The sequence below is a fragment of the Bellilinea sp. genome (genome assembly GCF_034432615.1).
Taxonomy (GTDB): Bacteria; Chloroflexota; Anaerolineae; order Anaerolineales; family Anaerolineaceae; genus Bellilinea.
This window is the reverse complement of record NZ_DAOUBL010000213.1, coordinates 1-14,562: the sequence shown is the minus strand read 5'-3', so window position 1 is coordinate 14,562 and position 14,562 is coordinate 1. Positions and strand designations below refer to the sequence as shown.

The window sequence follows — 14,562 nt, the reverse complement described above, 5'->3', positions numbered from 1 at the left end:
GATGTCAGACATTTTTATGAGGAATGTCAGTTGACACAGGAATGTTTTTATATGATAATTTTGATAGTTGTTCCTTCTTTTACCAGCAAATTTTAACCTCGAATCTCAATTACAGGGTATAAAGAAAACCGATATGGCGATGATCAGGTTCCGGTGTTGCGGAATGTTCATGCAAAAAAGCTGGCAGATGAATCACCAAGGGATTTCTATGCCCGTAATCAACACCAAACCAATCTCTCTGAATGTCCCGTTCAGGGAGATTTTTATTCCCCGGTTTCACTCAGCCTGCTAGTTCAAAATCACTTGTAAAGGAGAAAAGAACATGAAATTAATTGATTTAACCATTCCTCTCGGCATTGGCACACCTCCCTGGCCGACCTATGAACCTTTACAGGTCAAGTATTTCAAGAGGCTTGCCCCAAACGGCGCCAATGGTCAGGTGCTGACTCATTCCAATCACCTCGGCACTCACCTGGATGGCGAAATCCATTTCCACACCCCCGGCAAAGACATGGCTTCCCTGGATATGGACTTTCTGGTGCATGAAGCGGCGATTGTTGATCTTTCGGATGTGTGCGGGGATTACGACGTTTACACCAGCAAGATGGTGGAAGAGAGGGTGGAGGTCAAGGAAGGCGATATTTTAATTATCCACACCGGCTATCATCATTTTGGCTGGGATCAACCGTATGCCAACGAAGTGCGTTATATGGTTATGCACCCTGGCCCTGACCGCGAATTTGCCGACTGGGCAAAAGCCAAAAAATTGCGCTGGATTGGCGTTGATTGCGGCAGCGCCGATCACCCGATGAACACCATAATCCGCGATTGGATGCCGCGTCAGACGCGTCAGGCTGAAAAGGTCTTTCGCAAGAAATACGGCATGGGACTGGCTGAGTTCTTTGATGACAGCAAGTACCAGTTGATGCACCTTGAAATGTTCCCGTATGGGATCATCCATGCTGAATGTATTGGCGGCGATATTGACCTGTTACTCAACCGGCGCGTAACCGTTGGTTTCTTCCCGTGGCGGTTTGTGGATGGGGAAGCCAGCATTGGCCGCTGTGTTGCAATGGTCAGTGATGACGAATACGAAGAATTGATGAAGAAGAAAGCGGAACTTCCCAAGACGAAATTCGGTGATGCTTACAATCCCGCCCATATTGAGAGCATCAACGCGATTTCTAAAGCCAATCTATCTTAATTTCATTTCATTTCTAATTTCTGGAGGAAAACGATGAGATTACCAACCCCCGAAAAAGTCAGCGAGCAAAAGATCACCTTCGATGTTGAGGAGATCGAACCCATTTTACAGGCCCCAGCGATGGATTTGAAACCATGGCCGGGTGCGATGGTGACCCTGAAGGACGGGCGGGTCATGTACATCCGTGAAGCCAGACTCGAAGAAGCCCCTATGATGCTGGAATACATGAAAAAGGTCATGGAAGTGGATCATGACTTCTACGATATTGTGGGCGCGCGGGTTTACGCAGAAATTTTAGGCTGGTATCGCAAACGCCTGAAAGACCCCTACACCCTGGTTGGCTTGATTGACGGCTTGTGGGCAGGTTTTGCGAACGGTCGTTTGTTGAACGAAGATATCAATATCAGCCTGCACACCATGGCGTTGGTGCGCGGCGGCCGGATTGGCGCCGTCATGTATTACGCAAAAGCCTATTACGGTTTTGAGATTTTGGGTAATAAAGAATGGTGGGCTACATACGAAAGTTACAATGGCTGGATGCGATGGGGGATTGGTATGGCACAGCCCAGCTACCCGTGGCCGGAATATCAGCATGAACTTGGCGGTGCGCGCGTCTATTACGTAACCAAGAAGTACTGGGATAAAGTAGTCAAAGACTACGTCCGCCAGATGACCGGCACTGAGCTGGTGTTTGATGTGCCCGAAGAAGTGATCAAAGCCAATGAGGTCATGCGGGTACCGGACGAAGTGCTGGTTTAAGTTCAATCAAAAAGAAAGGCAGAGCCAGTTTGTCTGGCTCTGCCTGTTTTTGTATGAATACCCAGATTCGCTATCCAAGAAACGTCATTGTACGGAAACTATTGGTTAGCCTTGGCAGGCTGATACTGCCATTATTGGCCAGAATTGAAACCAGAGGGTTGCATCTCCTGCCCAAACAAGGGCCTGCCATACTGGCGGGAAACCATGAGAATATTATTGAAGTCGTGCTGATGGCTGTATATTCTCCTGCTTTGGTGGAATTTATCGGTACCGGAGATGTTCCCATAGATGCAAGGTTTGCATGGCTGGCAAAGTTATATCAATTTATTCCCATAAAGCGGGGAAATGTGGATCGGACGGCAATTTATACAGCGCTGGATGTCCTTAAGGCTGGCGGGGTAATTGGTATCTTCCCGCAGGGAGGAATTTGGGGGGCGGATGTGAAGAGCGGACGGAGCGGGGTTGGGTTGCTCAGTCATTTTTCTGGTGCGCCGGTGTACCCGATTGGTTTCGGAGGGTTGAGAGGAGCGTTGGCCAAAATAACGTGCTTTCAGCGTCCGCGGTTGACCATGCAGGTAGGCAAACCCGTGCAAATTTCCAGCAAGGGAAAAGAAAGCGCTCTGGATAAAGAGGAACTTGAGCGATTCTCCTCGCTGGTCATGGAGCGAATCACTGAATTACTGCCGGCGGAAGAAAAAAACGGGCTTCGGAAAAGCCAGGAAAATTTTGATGTAGAGGTTTTTGTTCAAAAAAATGGGTACGCTTCGCACGCGCTGTTAGAGCTTGACCTGATAACCAGAAACGGCCTGGGAATACTGTTTCATTATCCGGTGTTATTGAACACGTTGAAACGCAATTTGGGGCTGCCGGTGGGCTGCCTTCAAAATTTTGGGCAACCAGTACCTGTGCGCGATGTTGAATTGGCCGTTCTGGCAATGCTGAATTATCTCGAAAAGGATAACCCGGGTTTCTTCACCTATCGCTTTGGTGTGGATCAAGGGCTGATCATTAAGAATGCACTGACCAGGCTGAAAAGCATGGCTTTGGATTCTGGGGAAGATGCGTATTTCGTTTTTACACCGATTTATGAGTATTCCGAAAACGGTCAGGTGATCACAATGCGCGGAAACGACTCGCTTCACCCTTTGGTTTGAACGGCGGATGGCTTTGTTTCCAGGTTGAAATTGCGGATAGCCATAGAGGCTATGGTTTTACCGATGCTCAGCGAGGCCGTGGCTGCTGGTGAGGGAGCGTTCAGGACATGGATCATGCCAGGGGCTTCAACAATGCGGAAATCATCTACCAGTGCGCCGTTGGGTTCAAGAGCCTGGGCGCGGACACCAGCTCCGCTGCGGTGGACGTCATCCATTCCCAGGTCCGGGATTAATCGCTGCAGGGCGGAAACAAACGCCCGCTTGGAAAGGGAGCGATAAAATTCGTCAAAACCCATGCGCCAGTATTTCAGCCCCATGCGCCAGAAGCCGATAAAGGTTGCATAATTCAACATGTCCGTAATAGAAATGTCGGTCATTTTGTAGCCTTCTCTCTTGAATGCCAGCACGGCATTCGGCCCGGCCTCTATGCCACCGGTTACCCGACGGGTGAAATGCACCCCTAAAAACGGAAAACGGGGATCGGGTACGGGGTAAATCAGGTTCTTTACAAGATAATGTTTTTGCGGGATGATGTCATAGTATTCCCCGCGGAATGGGATGATCTGCAAACCGGGGTTGACACCGCACTTTTTGGCAATGCGATCCGAATACAAACCGCCGCAGTTGATGAGAAAGCGAGATTTTACTTCACCACTGCTGGTATGCAGGATGAGTTCATCCTTTTTGCGGGTAACGGATTGAAAAGCGCTGTTGGTGAATATTTCCCCGCCCTGGCTGCGGAAAAGTTCCGCGTACTTTTCTACAACCTGCACATAGTCCACAATTCCGGTTTGAGGAACGAATATCCCTGCTAAACCGGTGGCGTGGGGTTCGTACTCTTTAATTTCTTCGCGGGTCAGGCGGCGTAAACCGGTTAATCCATTGGCCTGACCGCGTTCAAGCAGTGCCTCCAAACGTGGTAATTCATCTTCGGTGGTTGCCACAATGACCTTACCGCAATTTTCGTGGCGAATGTGATGCTCCTGACAGAACTGATACAGCGCTTCTCGGCCTTCGACACAATTACGGGCTTTAAGTGAGCCTGGTTTGTAGTAAATACCGGAATGGATGACGCCGCTGTTGTTACCGGTTTGATGCGCGGCCAGTTTTTTCTCGGCTTCCAGCACAACGATTCTGGCTGAGGTTTGATTTGAGAGAGCCAGTGCGGTTGCCATGCCAACGATTCCCCCGCCAATGATTGCAATGTCAAAAGTCCTGTCATTCATGCCTGTGCCTCACAGAAGAAGGAATTTTGGGTAATGAAGATAGATATTGTAAAATCATTATACCCCACCGCAGAAAGTTGCCTTGCTGATGCTGGTGGTGATTTTCAGATGATATCCGAGTGATTTCTCAATTCAACCATGCCGAGATATTGGCCTGATTGGAGGTTGTGTTCTTGAGGTGATTTATTACGGAAATTTCCCGCCGGTATAGGCGGGTTAGTTTATAGAGTAAATGAGCGGTTGTCTCAGATTCGAGCAAATCTTGTTTTTCGTGCAGAGGAATTTGAAGCAAGGATGCGGCCATGTACAGTTTGACGAGAGGATCTTCTGGAAGGTCGAGATGATGGATTTCAACATGCAATTCTTCATCTGAGAGCGAGTTGAGCATCTGCAAATAGCGGAAGATCCAAGGTTGAAAATGGCGCACACCCCGCGCTACAGCTATGGTATGGGGTTCTTCCATCGGATATATTTCTACGGTAGCGGTCAGATAGGGCAGATCATAATTTAGAGAATGAATCTTAAATCGTTCCTCACCGATGGTCAGGATATTCATGCGGCCGTCTTCCAGTCTCTCCGCCTGAACAATATTTGCCGTGCAGCCAATGGTGTAAGGCTTGGCTAAGGGGCCTAATGCTTCCAACCCCTGCCGGATCAGTACCACGCCGAAGGGCTGATTTTCTGAGATACAACGCTGAATCATCAACCGATACCGAGCTTCAAAGATGTGTAACGGCAGCGGCATACCTGGAAATAAAACGGTGTGGAGAGGAAATAAACAAAGTTCACGCATAATGGATGATGGCTTTCTTATGTAACTTTAAAGCCAATTAAGAATTGTTACCAGTGCTTGTATGAGGTTTCTTCTGCATTATAATCACAGCATGGAATACGAACGCCCTCATATGGATTTTCCAACTGTTTTTCGGCTGAGAGTCATTGGAGCCAATCAAGATGATTTCGCCACATTTGTGATGGTTGAGGTGCGCAAGCATGTCCCTGATCTGACCGAGGATGGAATTGAGGCCAGACCAAGCAACGGTGGGAAGTACCTGGCGGTCAAAGTTTCTTTCGTTGCCGAGTCGCGCGAGCAGCTGGACGCAATTTATGCTCACCTCAGCGCACAAGATCGGGTTATTTACCTGTTGTAAGTGAGCCTGGGTAGAAGATAACGGCATATTTATGCCTGGCGGGCCTGCATCCACCGCCCGCTGATCGTTTTTTCAATCCATAAAATCCCCCGGTTGAAGAAAAGAGCCAACAAGCCGACAAAAATTGCCCCAATCCAGATTTTGTCCATTCTTCCTGCCTGAGCAATTCCCTCGAAAAGTAAAACGCCCAAACCTCCAGCTCCGAATTTAGCTCCGATTGTGGCAATAGCTACCGATATGACGGATGCCAACCGCACTGCCGCTAGAATTATCGGCAGGGCAATAGGAAGCTGGATTCTGGTGGCGATTTGTAATCGGCTCATGCCCATCCCGCGGGCAGCCTCCAGAATTGAGGGGTCTATACTCTTGAAGCCGGCAATGATATTTCTCAGCAAAATAATCTGGCTGTAAATTACCAGCGCAGCCATGACCGAGCGGGCATTCAATCCTAAAAATGGGATGAGGAAAATCATCATGGCAATGCTGGGAACGGTGTAAAGGATGTTGTTGAGCGGAATTAAGAAGCTGGAAAGGCGTGGAAAACGAAAGCTTAACCACCCCAATGGCAATGCTATTAAAAAGGCAATACCCACCGGAATGATTGCCAGCTGAAAATGTCGGAAAGTCAGCTGCAGGATGTAATCGAAGTTATTGAGCAGATATGTCATAGTCCTAATTCGAGAGGCAGCCCACTTTTCTCAATTCCTCAAATGTAATCAACCCAACCGGTTTTTCATCGTGTGTGACCACAACTACATCTGCTTTTGGGGCGAGCATAATGGAAAGCACTTGCTTCAGGTCTGTTCCAATCGGCACACGGGGTAGTTGATTGGGCTGGATAGTGGGATCAAGGGGCTGCATAACCGTTTCGACCCGTACCAGAGAAAGCTGACGAATGCGGTCATCAGAATTGAGCAACTGACGGACAAAATCACTGGCTGGATTTGCCAACAAGTTACAGGGGGTATCTTTCTGCACCAGTCTGCCTTTGTCCAGCACAATGATTTCATCAGCAATTTTCAGGGCTTCTTCCACATCATGGGTTACAAAAAGAATGGTTTTTTTCAGTCGGCGCTGTAATTCAAGCAGTTGATCCTGTAAACTGGCCCGCGTAATCGCATCAATCGCCCCAAACGGTTCGTCCATGAGCATGACCTGAGGGTCAGCGGCGAGAGCGCGCGCCAGCCCAACCCGCTGCTGCTGGCCACCAGATAGTTGCGCCGGATAACGATTGCGATAGTCAAGCGGCAGGTGAATCAGATCAAGCAACTCATCAACCCGCTGGTTAATTCGCTGCCGCTCCCAGCCCAATAACTCCGGCACAACAGCGATATTTTTGGCAATGGTCAGGTGGGGGAAAAGGCCAACCTGTTGGATTACATAACCGATGTTGCGGCGTAACTGGTTAACCAGTATGGACTGAATATCAACTCCATCCAGTAAAATCTTTCCAGCGGTGGGCTCGTGCAGGCGGTTAACCATCTTAAGCAGGGTGGTCTTACCGCAGCCGGAAGGACCCAATAGAACTACAATGGATCCTTCCGGGATTTCCAACGTAATGTTGTCAACAGCAGGTGCAGGTGTGCCGGGATATTGTTTGCTGACATTGACAAATTTTATGGCTGACATTTCTGTTTACTTCAATAGACCTTGTTGCTGTAAGAATTCCTTTGCAACGTCGGCTGGTTCGCGCTGTTTGCCAGACACTTCATAATTCAACTTCTGCATGATTTCATCGGTCAAAAGCGGCGCTAATCCGTTCAAAATTTCAGCAATTTTTGGATTGGCGTCCAACACCTCTTTGCGAATTACGGGTGCTACCTGATAAGGCGGCCAGAGACCCTTGTCATCCCGCAGAATAACCAAATCAAAGGCGGCTATTTCCCCGTCAGTTCCAAAGGCAACGGTTACATCTGCTTGACCTTCGTTAATAGCCTGATAGCGAAGACCGGGATCAACGGATTTATACTCCTTGAAACTGAAATCGCCATATACCTGACGCATTCCGGGTAAGCCGTCTTCGCGTTCTTGGAATTCGGGTGGTCCTACCATAACCAGATTGGATGCCTGGGCAACTAAATCCGATATGGTTTCGATGCCCAATTCCTGGGCTTTGCTGCGTTTCATAGCTACCGCCTGAGTATTGTTCATTGGTGCTGGATCCAACCAGACCAAATTGAAGCGATTGGCGTATTCGCTTTTGACGGTATTGTACACGGCGGCAGGATCGGTATTGACGGGCAGTTTGAGCACGGTCAGTAAGCCGGTTCCGGTATATTCCGGATAAAGGTCAATTTCGTTGGATTCCAACGCTTTTTGAGCGATTGGGGTGCCGCCGAGGTTCAACTTCCGTTCAACTTTGAAGCCGTTTGCTTCCAAAAGTTGGGCGTACATCTCGCCCAGAATGAATTGTTCGGTGAAATCTTTTGATGCTACGCGAATGACAGGCTGGGTGGAAGTGTTGCCGGCAGGGGAGCAGGATACCAGAATGACAAGTATGAAGAACATACCAAGCAGGATTTGTAAAACTTTTTTCATTTTCATTGGACACCTCTTTTTGTTATTCTTTCAAGTTTTGATAGGTTGGAGTGTTTTTTGAAGCAGGGCAAGCATGCCCTCAACCAGTAAAGTGATCAGGGCGACAGGAATTGCACCAACGAAGAGGATGCTGTAATCATAGAGGGCAAAGCCGCGTGTAATGTAGATACCCAAACCACCGCTGCCCACAAAAGCAGCAAGGGTTGCGCTGGCAATCACATCCACTGCCGAAATGCGAATGCCCGTCAAAATTACCGGAACGGCAAGCGGAAATTCAACCTTGAATAACCTTTGAAAAGACGACATACCCATACCTCTGGCCGCTTCAATAATGGCTGGCTCAAGGGTGCGGAAAGCGGCGTCAGTGTTAATCAAGACCGGCGGCATGGCCAGTATTGTCAGGGCTACGATTGCGGAGGTTGAGGTCAATCCGAGATAGGGAATAATCAGAAACAACACTGCCAGGCTGGGGATGACGCGTAAGCCATTAACCAGATTCAAGAGGGTGAGCGACGCAAAACGTGATCTGGCTGTCCAGATGCCGAGGGGAACACAAATCACCACGGCAATTCCAATCGCGATACCAGCGAGAAGGAGATGATCTTTGACCGCCGCCCAAAATTCTGACTGGCGGTTGAAAAAATAAATATAACTTTGCAATAAAGTTTGAATGAGCGTTTCTACCAAAGTTCGCTACCTGCCTCGCCTTTGAAGGGACCAATCAGGTTCGAAGTAATCCAACCACCATAAAAATTACCGGGCTGTGGTTTTACCAGTTCCCCTTCAACAAAACATTGATCCATCCATTGCGGGTAAAAAGCAATGTGGTTCATTATGGCGGCGTAAGGAGGTGTCGGATTGGGATAGTACCAGGCTGCATTGCTGGCTACTTTTCCAGGCGTTTTGATTGTGTAATAGGAGGCCTGGCCTTTCCATTCACAATAAGAACGTCGCGAGGAGGGAATAAGAAATTCCATCAACACATCTTCCGGTGGGAAGTAGTATACCGGCGGGTGACTTGTTTCCAGTACGCGGTAGGCCTGTCTGGTTTCAGCCAGTTTGATCCCATCAAAATAAACCAACAGGTGCAGGGTGGTTAATTCAACTGACGGAGGTCGGGGGTAGTCCCATACCGATTCCGCTTTTAAAGGAGAATGGTCATTTAGGTTCATAATGGAATTTCCAATATTTTTTATTTTATGTTGAAAATTTCTCTTGTCAAACTATTGTATAAGAAAATTATAACCTATCGAATCTTACTTGTTGATAAATCTTGGTAATATAGTAATATATATAAAAATAATTCTGATTTGGAGACGTAAGATGAAGAAAAGTTGGGGTAAAAGACTCCAGTATTATTTTGATTATTTGTTTTCGCTTGGTCCGGGGGTGTTAATTGCCGCATTGGCCTTGTTTACGATGCTTCTGTCCCTAATAACTGCACTAATTCTGGTGGTAAGTCGTTTATCGCCCGGCGGGGAACCACCGTTTGATTTCATTGAAGGGTTGTGGTTCAGTTTTCTTGCCAATTTGGGAGAAGGTTCTGTGGCTGGAAGGGAATCGGTATGGACCTTCCGCTTTTTGACATTGGGATTGACACTGGCGAGTATCTTTATTGTATCAAACCTGATCGGTATTATTTCCAATGCGATCACTCAGAAGATTGAAAACTTGCGGCGCGGAAAATCGGCGGTCATTGAAAATGGTCATATTGTCGTTTTAGGGTGGTCCGAACAAGTTTTTACAATCATCCCTCAATTGTTTATTGCTGAAAATGGCTTGAAAAACAAGAAAATTGTTCTATTAGGAGATCGCGATAAGGTTGAAATGGAAGATCAAATTCGCAATCGAATTGGATCTGACGCATTACGCAGAGTGGTTTGCAGGAGCGGCAGTCCGATTGAAATGAGCGATCTGGAACTGACCAACCTCAATGAGGCAAGTGGAATCCTGGTGCTTACACCGGAAGGGGATAATCCGGATGCAGAAGTGGTCAAAACTGTACTTGCCATTACCAAAAACCATCAGCGAAAGAGTGATCCTTACAAAATTATCGCCGCATTGAAAGAAAACCAAAACCGTGAATTAGGCAAAATTGTTGGTAATGGAGAAGTTGAATGGATTTTTTCAGGGCAGGTAATTGCCCGATTGCTGGCACAAAGTTGTAATCAACCCGGGCTTTCCGTTGTCTATTCCGAACTGCTGGATTTTACCGGTGACGAAATTTACTTCATTGAGGACTCAAAATTGATAGGTCGAACCTACCGTGAGGCTTTAAGTAGTTTTCAAAAGGGTGTAGTGATTGGGCTACAAAAAGCCGAAAAAGTCACCCTCAATCCGGGGATGGAAACCATCCTTCGTCCGGGTGATCAACTGGTTGTTATTGCCAGTGATGAGCAAGGTTTAATTCAGGGGGAGCGGGGAGCGGTTCGGGATGAATGGATTGCATCCAATCATGCTGTTTCGAAAGCAAGTGAGAGTGTAATTATTCTGGGCTGGAGCGAACGCGGAAATGAATTGTTGGTGGAATTGAACAATTATTTTCCACCGAAATCAAAGGTTTGTATTGTCACGGATAAATTTGATTTACGTCAGGAATTAGAAGACGTATCATCCAGTCTTAAGAATCTAAAAGTCAGTTTTGAGAAAAAATCAATTCTCGATCGGAATGAATTAGAATCGCTCAAGCTGCAAAAATATGATCATGTCATTTTGCTCAGCAACGATGATCGAACTTTAAGCATCCAGCAGATCGATTCAAATACATTGTTTACCCTGTTACATATACGCAACATTGTGGAACAAGGAAAAGCAAAACTTTCGATTGCGACTGAAATTTTGGACGGTAGAAACAGCCGTCTCGCCGAAGTTGCCAAGGCGGATGATTTCATTGTCAGCGATCGACTCATCAGTTTGATGATGGCTCAAATTGTTTCAGACCGTCGCAGGAATGCCGTTTATGAGGACTTATTCAACCCGCAAGGCTCGGAAATTTACTTAAAGCCCGCTTGCGAGTATATCAAGACCGGTGTTGCGGTTAATTTTTACACTATTTTGGAAGCGGCTGCCCGAAAGAACGAAACGGCAATCGGCTACCGTCTTTCTTCGCTTTCAGAAGATGCCAAACGGTTATTTGGGGTGGTGATTAATCCCGATAAGCGCGAAGAAGTGGTTTTTACCGAACAGGATAGAATTATTGTATTGGCCGAAAAATAGCCCCCAAGTTAGTGAAAATATGGCGTAGAACCTGCACCAGTGATTCAGGTTTATAAGATTCTCCACAAACCACCAGAACCATGGTTGGGTATTCTATGCTAACATTGTAAGAAAGAGATTTTTTGTTGTGAATCTGATCATGTCCGACCCTGTGGATCAGGAAATTCTGCTAGATGGAGCAGGTAAAGTAGAGGAATTGATCTCCTCTGCCTTACAGCGTGCTTTTGCGTTGCGTTATCAGGATCCGGCTCAAGCCGTGGAAATTTTAGAATTAACCTGCAAACAGCTGGAAAAGTACACACCAGTATCAGATGATGAACTGAAAAGAATTGGGGACTGTCAACAAGGGCAGGGTAAACTTTACTTACAGATTGGAAAGTTTGATCAGGCAATTGCGGTTCTGCAGCAGGCCCAATCCATCTATGAAAAAGTTGATCATAAAAAACAATTAGCCGCCGTTTACACCCTGCTGGGGCAGGCCTACCTGCATCTATCCAGTTTTGTAAATGCCCTGCAATACACGCTCAGCGGACTGGAACTGGCTCAGGAAATTGATGATCGGACAGTTGAGGGTCGGCTATTAATAAACCTGGCGAGCGTTTATATTGAACGAGAGGAATATGCCCGTGCGCTTCCATATGTTCTTCGGGCAACAAAGGATGCCGAGATCAGTCAAGATTTGCAATTTCAGGCTGAGGCTTTAGAAAAATCCTGTGTGGTTTATAGCGGCCTTGGAAATGCGGGAATGGCGCTGAGTGCCGGCATAAAGAGCCTGAATTTATTTGTGGACTTAAAAGAAAAATGGGGAGAGGCGAAAACGCTCAATTCCTTAGGACGGGCCTATTACAGCATGAAGGATTACCCGAAGGCGTTGGAATGTTTTGAGGACGCCCTCCGAATTACCCGACAAATATCCTCGCCTTATGAAAGTGTGGTGTCACTCATTCGGATTGGGCAGGTCTATGCAGAACAAGAACTTCCCGGACAGGCTTTGGAGCCGCTCCATGAAGCGTTGCAGGTCAGCGAGAAGATTCAATCACGCGGTCAGCAGGTGCAGTGCCATCAGTTACTTTCCTCGGTTTATCGTCAGGCCGTTCAATTCCAGCGGGCACTGGCTCATTATGAGCGTTTTCATGAAATAAAAGAACAGGTTTTCAACGATGAATCCGAGACCAAGCTCAAAAATTTAGAAGTTGTCTATCAGGTTGAAGAAGCCAGGAGGGAAGCGGAAAGGGAACAGTTAAAAAACATCGCACTCGAGCAAGAAATACAGGAACGTATTCAGGCTCAGCGCGCTTTGCAATCCGCAAATGAACAATTGCAAAAAGAGATTGCCATCCGGGAGCAGTTGATAGGCGATTTGAATGCCTTTGCGCGGATGGTGGCTCATGACTTGAAAGCACCGCTTCAGAATCAGGCCATCTTGACCCACATATTGGAATTAAAACTGAAAGCAATCAATGCACCTAAAGAAATTCTAGAATTAAATAGCCAGTTACAGCGAATTGTTCAAAAACAAGCCGAAATTATTCAGGAATTATTGACGCTGGCCAGTCTACGCAGCCAGGAAATTGTGTTGGTGCCACTGGATATGGAAAAAGTGATTCAAGAAGTCTTGAATCGGTTGAATTTTGTGATTGAGGATCATGGGGCGCAGATCAGCCTCCCTGCTCAATGGCCAGTTGCAATGGGATATGCTCCCTGGGTTGAGGAAATTTGGGCTAATTACATCACGAATGCCATCAAATACGGCGGTTTACCACCGCATGTACAATTAGGCGCAATTGCCGAAGGGGATGGATTTGTCCGTTTCTGGATTCAGGACAACGGAGATGGAATCAACCCCGAGGATCAGGCAAAGTTGTTTCAGGATTTCAGCCGGGTTGATCGAGGTCGTGCTGAAGGACATGGGTTGGGGCTTTCGATCGTTGCCCGAATTGTTGAAAAATTAGGCGGGAGAGTGGGAGTTGACAGCCGGGGAAGACCTGGAGAAGGAAGCCGCTTCTGGTTCACCCTGCGCGCAGCGGAGTAGTGTTTTTATATAATTTTTACCTGTAAGGCGTTTGTAAGTTTTTGTCTATAAAGTTTTAATAAATTCTGCCTATAAATAATATAAGAGTTCCTGGATTAATTATCAAGCGGTCAGGGTCATTCTAATTCAGGCAGAAAAGAAAAACCGTATTTAAATCCGTAACGACAAAGGCAAACCCGGTGAAAGCCGGCGACGCAAAGCTATGGGTCTAAGGGCTAAATGCCTATGACTGCCAGGCCGCCGAAAACGCGATTCCATGCATCCAATTACAGGCAGGGGAATCCTGCCGTATTTATTTAAATTGGCTGTGGTCGGTTTGCACCGGGCGCCTTTGTCAGAAAGGGTTGGACATGAGGCGCTCACTTATTTTTGCTCTGTTGATAACCATTATCTGGTTTGTGGGGCAAACATGTCTATCGCAGACTCAACCTGTTTCTGCTGATGCGGATGATTACCATGTGTTTCTACCGGTTTTGCTAAGTGGAAATGCAAACAATTCAAATTCTGAGCCGGAAACCACCTTTCCCAGTCTGACCCAGTTCGTGTCCACCGTAAAGAACGGAAATGGTCAAATCACTGGGGTGTATGTTGAAAAATTGATGGCCAATCCGGTGACTCAGCAGCCACAAGGTAATTACGAGTATATCTCCAACGATCCGAATACCATTACCCAATTCATGCTGACAACGCCGGAAGTAATTGGTTTGCTGGCCCATAACTATTTAGCCGGTAAGTCGTTTTTCGATATTAAAATTGGAGACAGTATTTTTATCATTGATGGTTACGGCGGGGTTGCTGAGTACCAGGTTGTTGAGATTGATTCGTATCAGGTTACAAAAATTGATGGTGTTGTAAAGTATTTGGATATCAACGAATATCAAGTATTAGATACTGCCCAGTTATTTGCAAAATTTTATATGGGCGAAAAACATTTAACCCTTCAGACTTGCATTGCTAAGGGGGGTGACCCTGTGTGGGGACGACTGTTCATTACGGCCGTTCCAGTAAAATGAAGATATACTAATATGGGTGTTAAAATTGATGGTGTGGAGTTGTCCCAATGGTTTATTGGGAAATTGAAAGTCAATTGGGAAAAATTCTGTTGTCTTCGGATGGGGAAAATTTGCGGGGACTGTTTTTCTCGCCATTTGAATATCCTGTCCTAAACAGGTTGAAGTTGCCTCTCTTCGAGGAAACTGCAAAGCAACTAAGTGAATCGTCATAAGTTTTTAGAAACATGAAAGCTGGAAACAATCTCATTCCGATTTTGCTCGAACAATGC

Annotated in this window: 14 protein-coding genes and 1 riboswitch; of the genes, 7 read left to right on the top strand and 7 right to left on the bottom strand. The window is 46.7% G+C overall.

The features are described 5' to 3' along the window. The first annotated feature begins 322 nt into the window (after positions 1–322). From VAE48_RS09505 to VAE48_RS09495, 3 genes are read left to right on the top strand one after another with little or no spacing between them, the layout of a single operon-like run. A complete protein-coding gene (locus VAE48_RS09505; RefSeq protein WP_322793091.1) occupies positions 323–1,204 on the top strand; it encodes a cyclase family protein in 882 nt (293 codons plus the stop codon). A 33-nt stretch (positions 1,205–1,237) separates the two neighbouring features. Beyond that, complete coding sequence (locus tag VAE48_RS09500; protein ID WP_322793090.1) at positions 1,238–1,963, top strand: hypothetical protein; 726 nt, start codon at positions 1,238–1,240, stop codon at positions 1,961–1,963. A 53-nt stretch (positions 1,964–2,016) separates the two neighbouring features. Then, complete coding sequence (locus VAE48_RS09495) at positions 2,017–3,117, top strand: lysophospholipid acyltransferase family protein (RefSeq protein ID WP_322793089.1); 1,101 nt, start codon at positions 2,017–2,019, stop codon at positions 3,115–3,117. On the opposite strand, the gene lhgO is transcribed toward VAE48_RS09495, so the two are convergent. Together lhgO and VAE48_RS09485 are read right to left on the bottom strand one after the other, a co-directional pair. Further along, complete coding sequence (gene lhgO / locus VAE48_RS09490) at positions 3,102–4,343, bottom strand: L-2-hydroxyglutarate oxidase (RefSeq protein WP_322793088.1); 1,242 nt, start codon at positions 4,341–4,343, stop codon at positions 3,102–3,104. The two genes, VAE48_RS09495 and lhgO, sit on opposite strands and share 16 nt — an antisense overlap. 127 nt (positions 4,344–4,470) lie before the next feature. Further along, positions 4,471–5,136, bottom strand: a complete 666-nt coding sequence (locus VAE48_RS09485; protein ID WP_322793087.1) for an LON peptidase substrate-binding domain-containing protein — start codon at positions 5,134–5,136, stop codon at positions 4,471–4,473. Between the two features lie 112 nt (positions 5,137–5,248). Here VAE48_RS09485 and VAE48_RS09480 point away from each other — a divergent pair, with 112 nt between their 5' ends. Further along, positions 5,249–5,494 carry a DUF493 domain-containing protein gene (locus VAE48_RS09480; RefSeq protein ID WP_322793086.1) on the top strand — a complete coding sequence of 82 codons (246 nt, stop codon included), beginning with the start codon at positions 5,249–5,251 and terminating at the stop codon, positions 5,492–5,494. Between the two features lie 29 nt (positions 5,495–5,523). On the opposite strand, the gene VAE48_RS09475 is transcribed toward VAE48_RS09480, so the two are convergent. From VAE48_RS09475 to VAE48_RS09455, 5 genes are read right to left on the bottom strand one after another with little or no spacing between them, the layout of a single operon-like run. After that, a complete protein-coding gene (locus VAE48_RS09475; protein ID WP_322793085.1) occupies positions 5,524–6,162 on the bottom strand; it encodes an ABC transporter permease in 639 nt (212 codons plus the stop codon). Positions 6,163–6,166: 4 nt separating this feature from the next. Continuing rightward, the gene (locus VAE48_RS09470) at positions 6,167–7,123 is read right to left on the bottom strand and encodes an ABC transporter ATP-binding protein (protein WP_322793084.1); all 957 of its coding nucleotides are present in this window, start codon (positions 7,121–7,123) and stop codon (positions 6,167–6,169) included. Between the two features lie 6 nt (positions 7,124–7,129). Next, entirely contained in the window at positions 7,130–8,032 is a 903-nt protein-coding gene (locus VAE48_RS09465) for a glycine betaine ABC transporter substrate-binding protein (RefSeq protein WP_416181040.1), read from the bottom strand. A 30-nt stretch (positions 8,033–8,062) separates the two neighbouring features. After that, positions 8,063–8,719: an ABC transporter permease gene (locus VAE48_RS09460; protein ID WP_322793082.1), complete on the bottom strand. Its 657-nt coding sequence runs from the start codon at positions 8,717–8,719 to the stop codon at positions 8,063–8,065. Beyond that, positions 8,713–9,204 carry a DUF427 domain-containing protein gene (locus VAE48_RS09455; protein WP_322793081.1) on the bottom strand — a complete coding sequence of 164 codons (492 nt, stop codon included), beginning with the start codon at positions 9,202–9,204 and terminating at the stop codon, positions 8,713–8,715. Before VAE48_RS09455 ends, VAE48_RS09460 begins: the two co-directional genes overlap by 7 nt. An 88-nt stretch (positions 9,205–9,292) precedes the next feature. Here VAE48_RS09455 and VAE48_RS09450 point away from each other — a divergent pair, with 88 nt between their 5' ends. The 3 genes from VAE48_RS09450 (at position 9,293) to VAE48_RS09440 (ending at position 14,293) form a co-directional block, all read left to right on the top strand. After that, entirely contained in the window at positions 9,293–11,248 is a 1,956-nt protein-coding gene (locus VAE48_RS09450) for a CASTOR/POLLUX-related putative ion channel (protein WP_322793080.1), read from the top strand. Between the two features lie 139 nt (positions 11,249–11,387). Beyond that, the gene (locus tag VAE48_RS09445) at positions 11,388–13,280 is read left to right on the top strand and encodes a tetratricopeptide repeat-containing sensor histidine kinase (protein WP_322793079.1); all 1,893 of its coding nucleotides are present in this window, start codon (positions 11,388–11,390) and stop codon (positions 13,278–13,280) included. A 159-nt stretch (positions 13,281–13,439) separates the two neighbouring features. After that, positions 13,440–13,525: riboswitch (cyclic di-GMP riboswitch) on the top strand. 105 nt (positions 13,526–13,630) lie between these two features. After that, entirely contained in the window at positions 13,631–14,293 is a 663-nt protein-coding gene (locus VAE48_RS09440) for a hypothetical protein (RefSeq protein WP_322793078.1), read from the top strand. The last annotated feature ends 269 nt before the right edge of the window (positions 14,294–14,562 follow it).

Excerpts from the sequence above, each read along its gene's own strand:
- VAE48_RS09500 (WP_322793090.1), top strand. The coding sequence starts at position 1,238 with ATGAGATTACCAACCCCCGAAAAAGTCAGCGAGCAAAAGATCACCTTC.
- VAE48_RS09505 (WP_322793091.1), top strand. The coding sequence starts at position 323 with ATGAAATTAATTGATTTAACCATTCCTCTCGGCATTGGCACACCTCCC.
- VAE48_RS09465 (WP_416181040.1), bottom strand. The coding sequence starts at position 8,032 with ATGAAAAAAGTTTTACAAATCCTGCTTGGTATGTTCTTCATACTTGTC.
- VAE48_RS09495 (WP_322793089.1), top strand. The coding sequence starts at position 2,017 with ATGAATACCCAGATTCGCTATCCAAGAAACGTCATTGTACGGAAACTA.
- VAE48_RS09480 (WP_322793086.1), top strand. The coding sequence starts at position 5,249 with ATGGATTTTCCAACTGTTTTTCGGCTGAGAGTCATTGGAGCCAATCAA.
- VAE48_RS09440 (WP_322793078.1), top strand. The coding sequence starts at position 13,631 with ATGAGGCGCTCACTTATTTTTGCTCTGTTGATAACCATTATCTGGTTT.
- VAE48_RS09445 (WP_322793079.1), top strand. The coding sequence starts at position 11,388 with ATGTCCGACCCTGTGGATCAGGAAATTCTGCTAGATGGAGCAGGTAAA.
- VAE48_RS09485 (WP_322793087.1), bottom strand. The coding sequence starts at position 5,136 with ATGCGTGAACTTTGTTTATTTCCTCTCCACACCGTTTTATTTCCAGGT.
- VAE48_RS09470 (WP_322793084.1), bottom strand. The coding sequence starts at position 7,123 with ATGTCAGCCATAAAATTTGTCAATGTCAGCAAACAATATCCCGGCACA.
- VAE48_RS09455 (WP_322793081.1), bottom strand. The coding sequence starts at position 9,204 with ATGAACCTAAATGACCATTCTCCTTTAAAAGCGGAATCGGTATGGGAC.
- lhgO (WP_322793088.1), bottom strand. The coding sequence starts at position 4,343 with ATGAATGACAGGACTTTTGACATTGCAATCATTGGCGGGGGAATCGTT.
- VAE48_RS09475 (WP_322793085.1), bottom strand. The coding sequence starts at position 6,162 with ATGACATATCTGCTCAATAACTTCGATTACATCCTGCAGCTGACTTTC.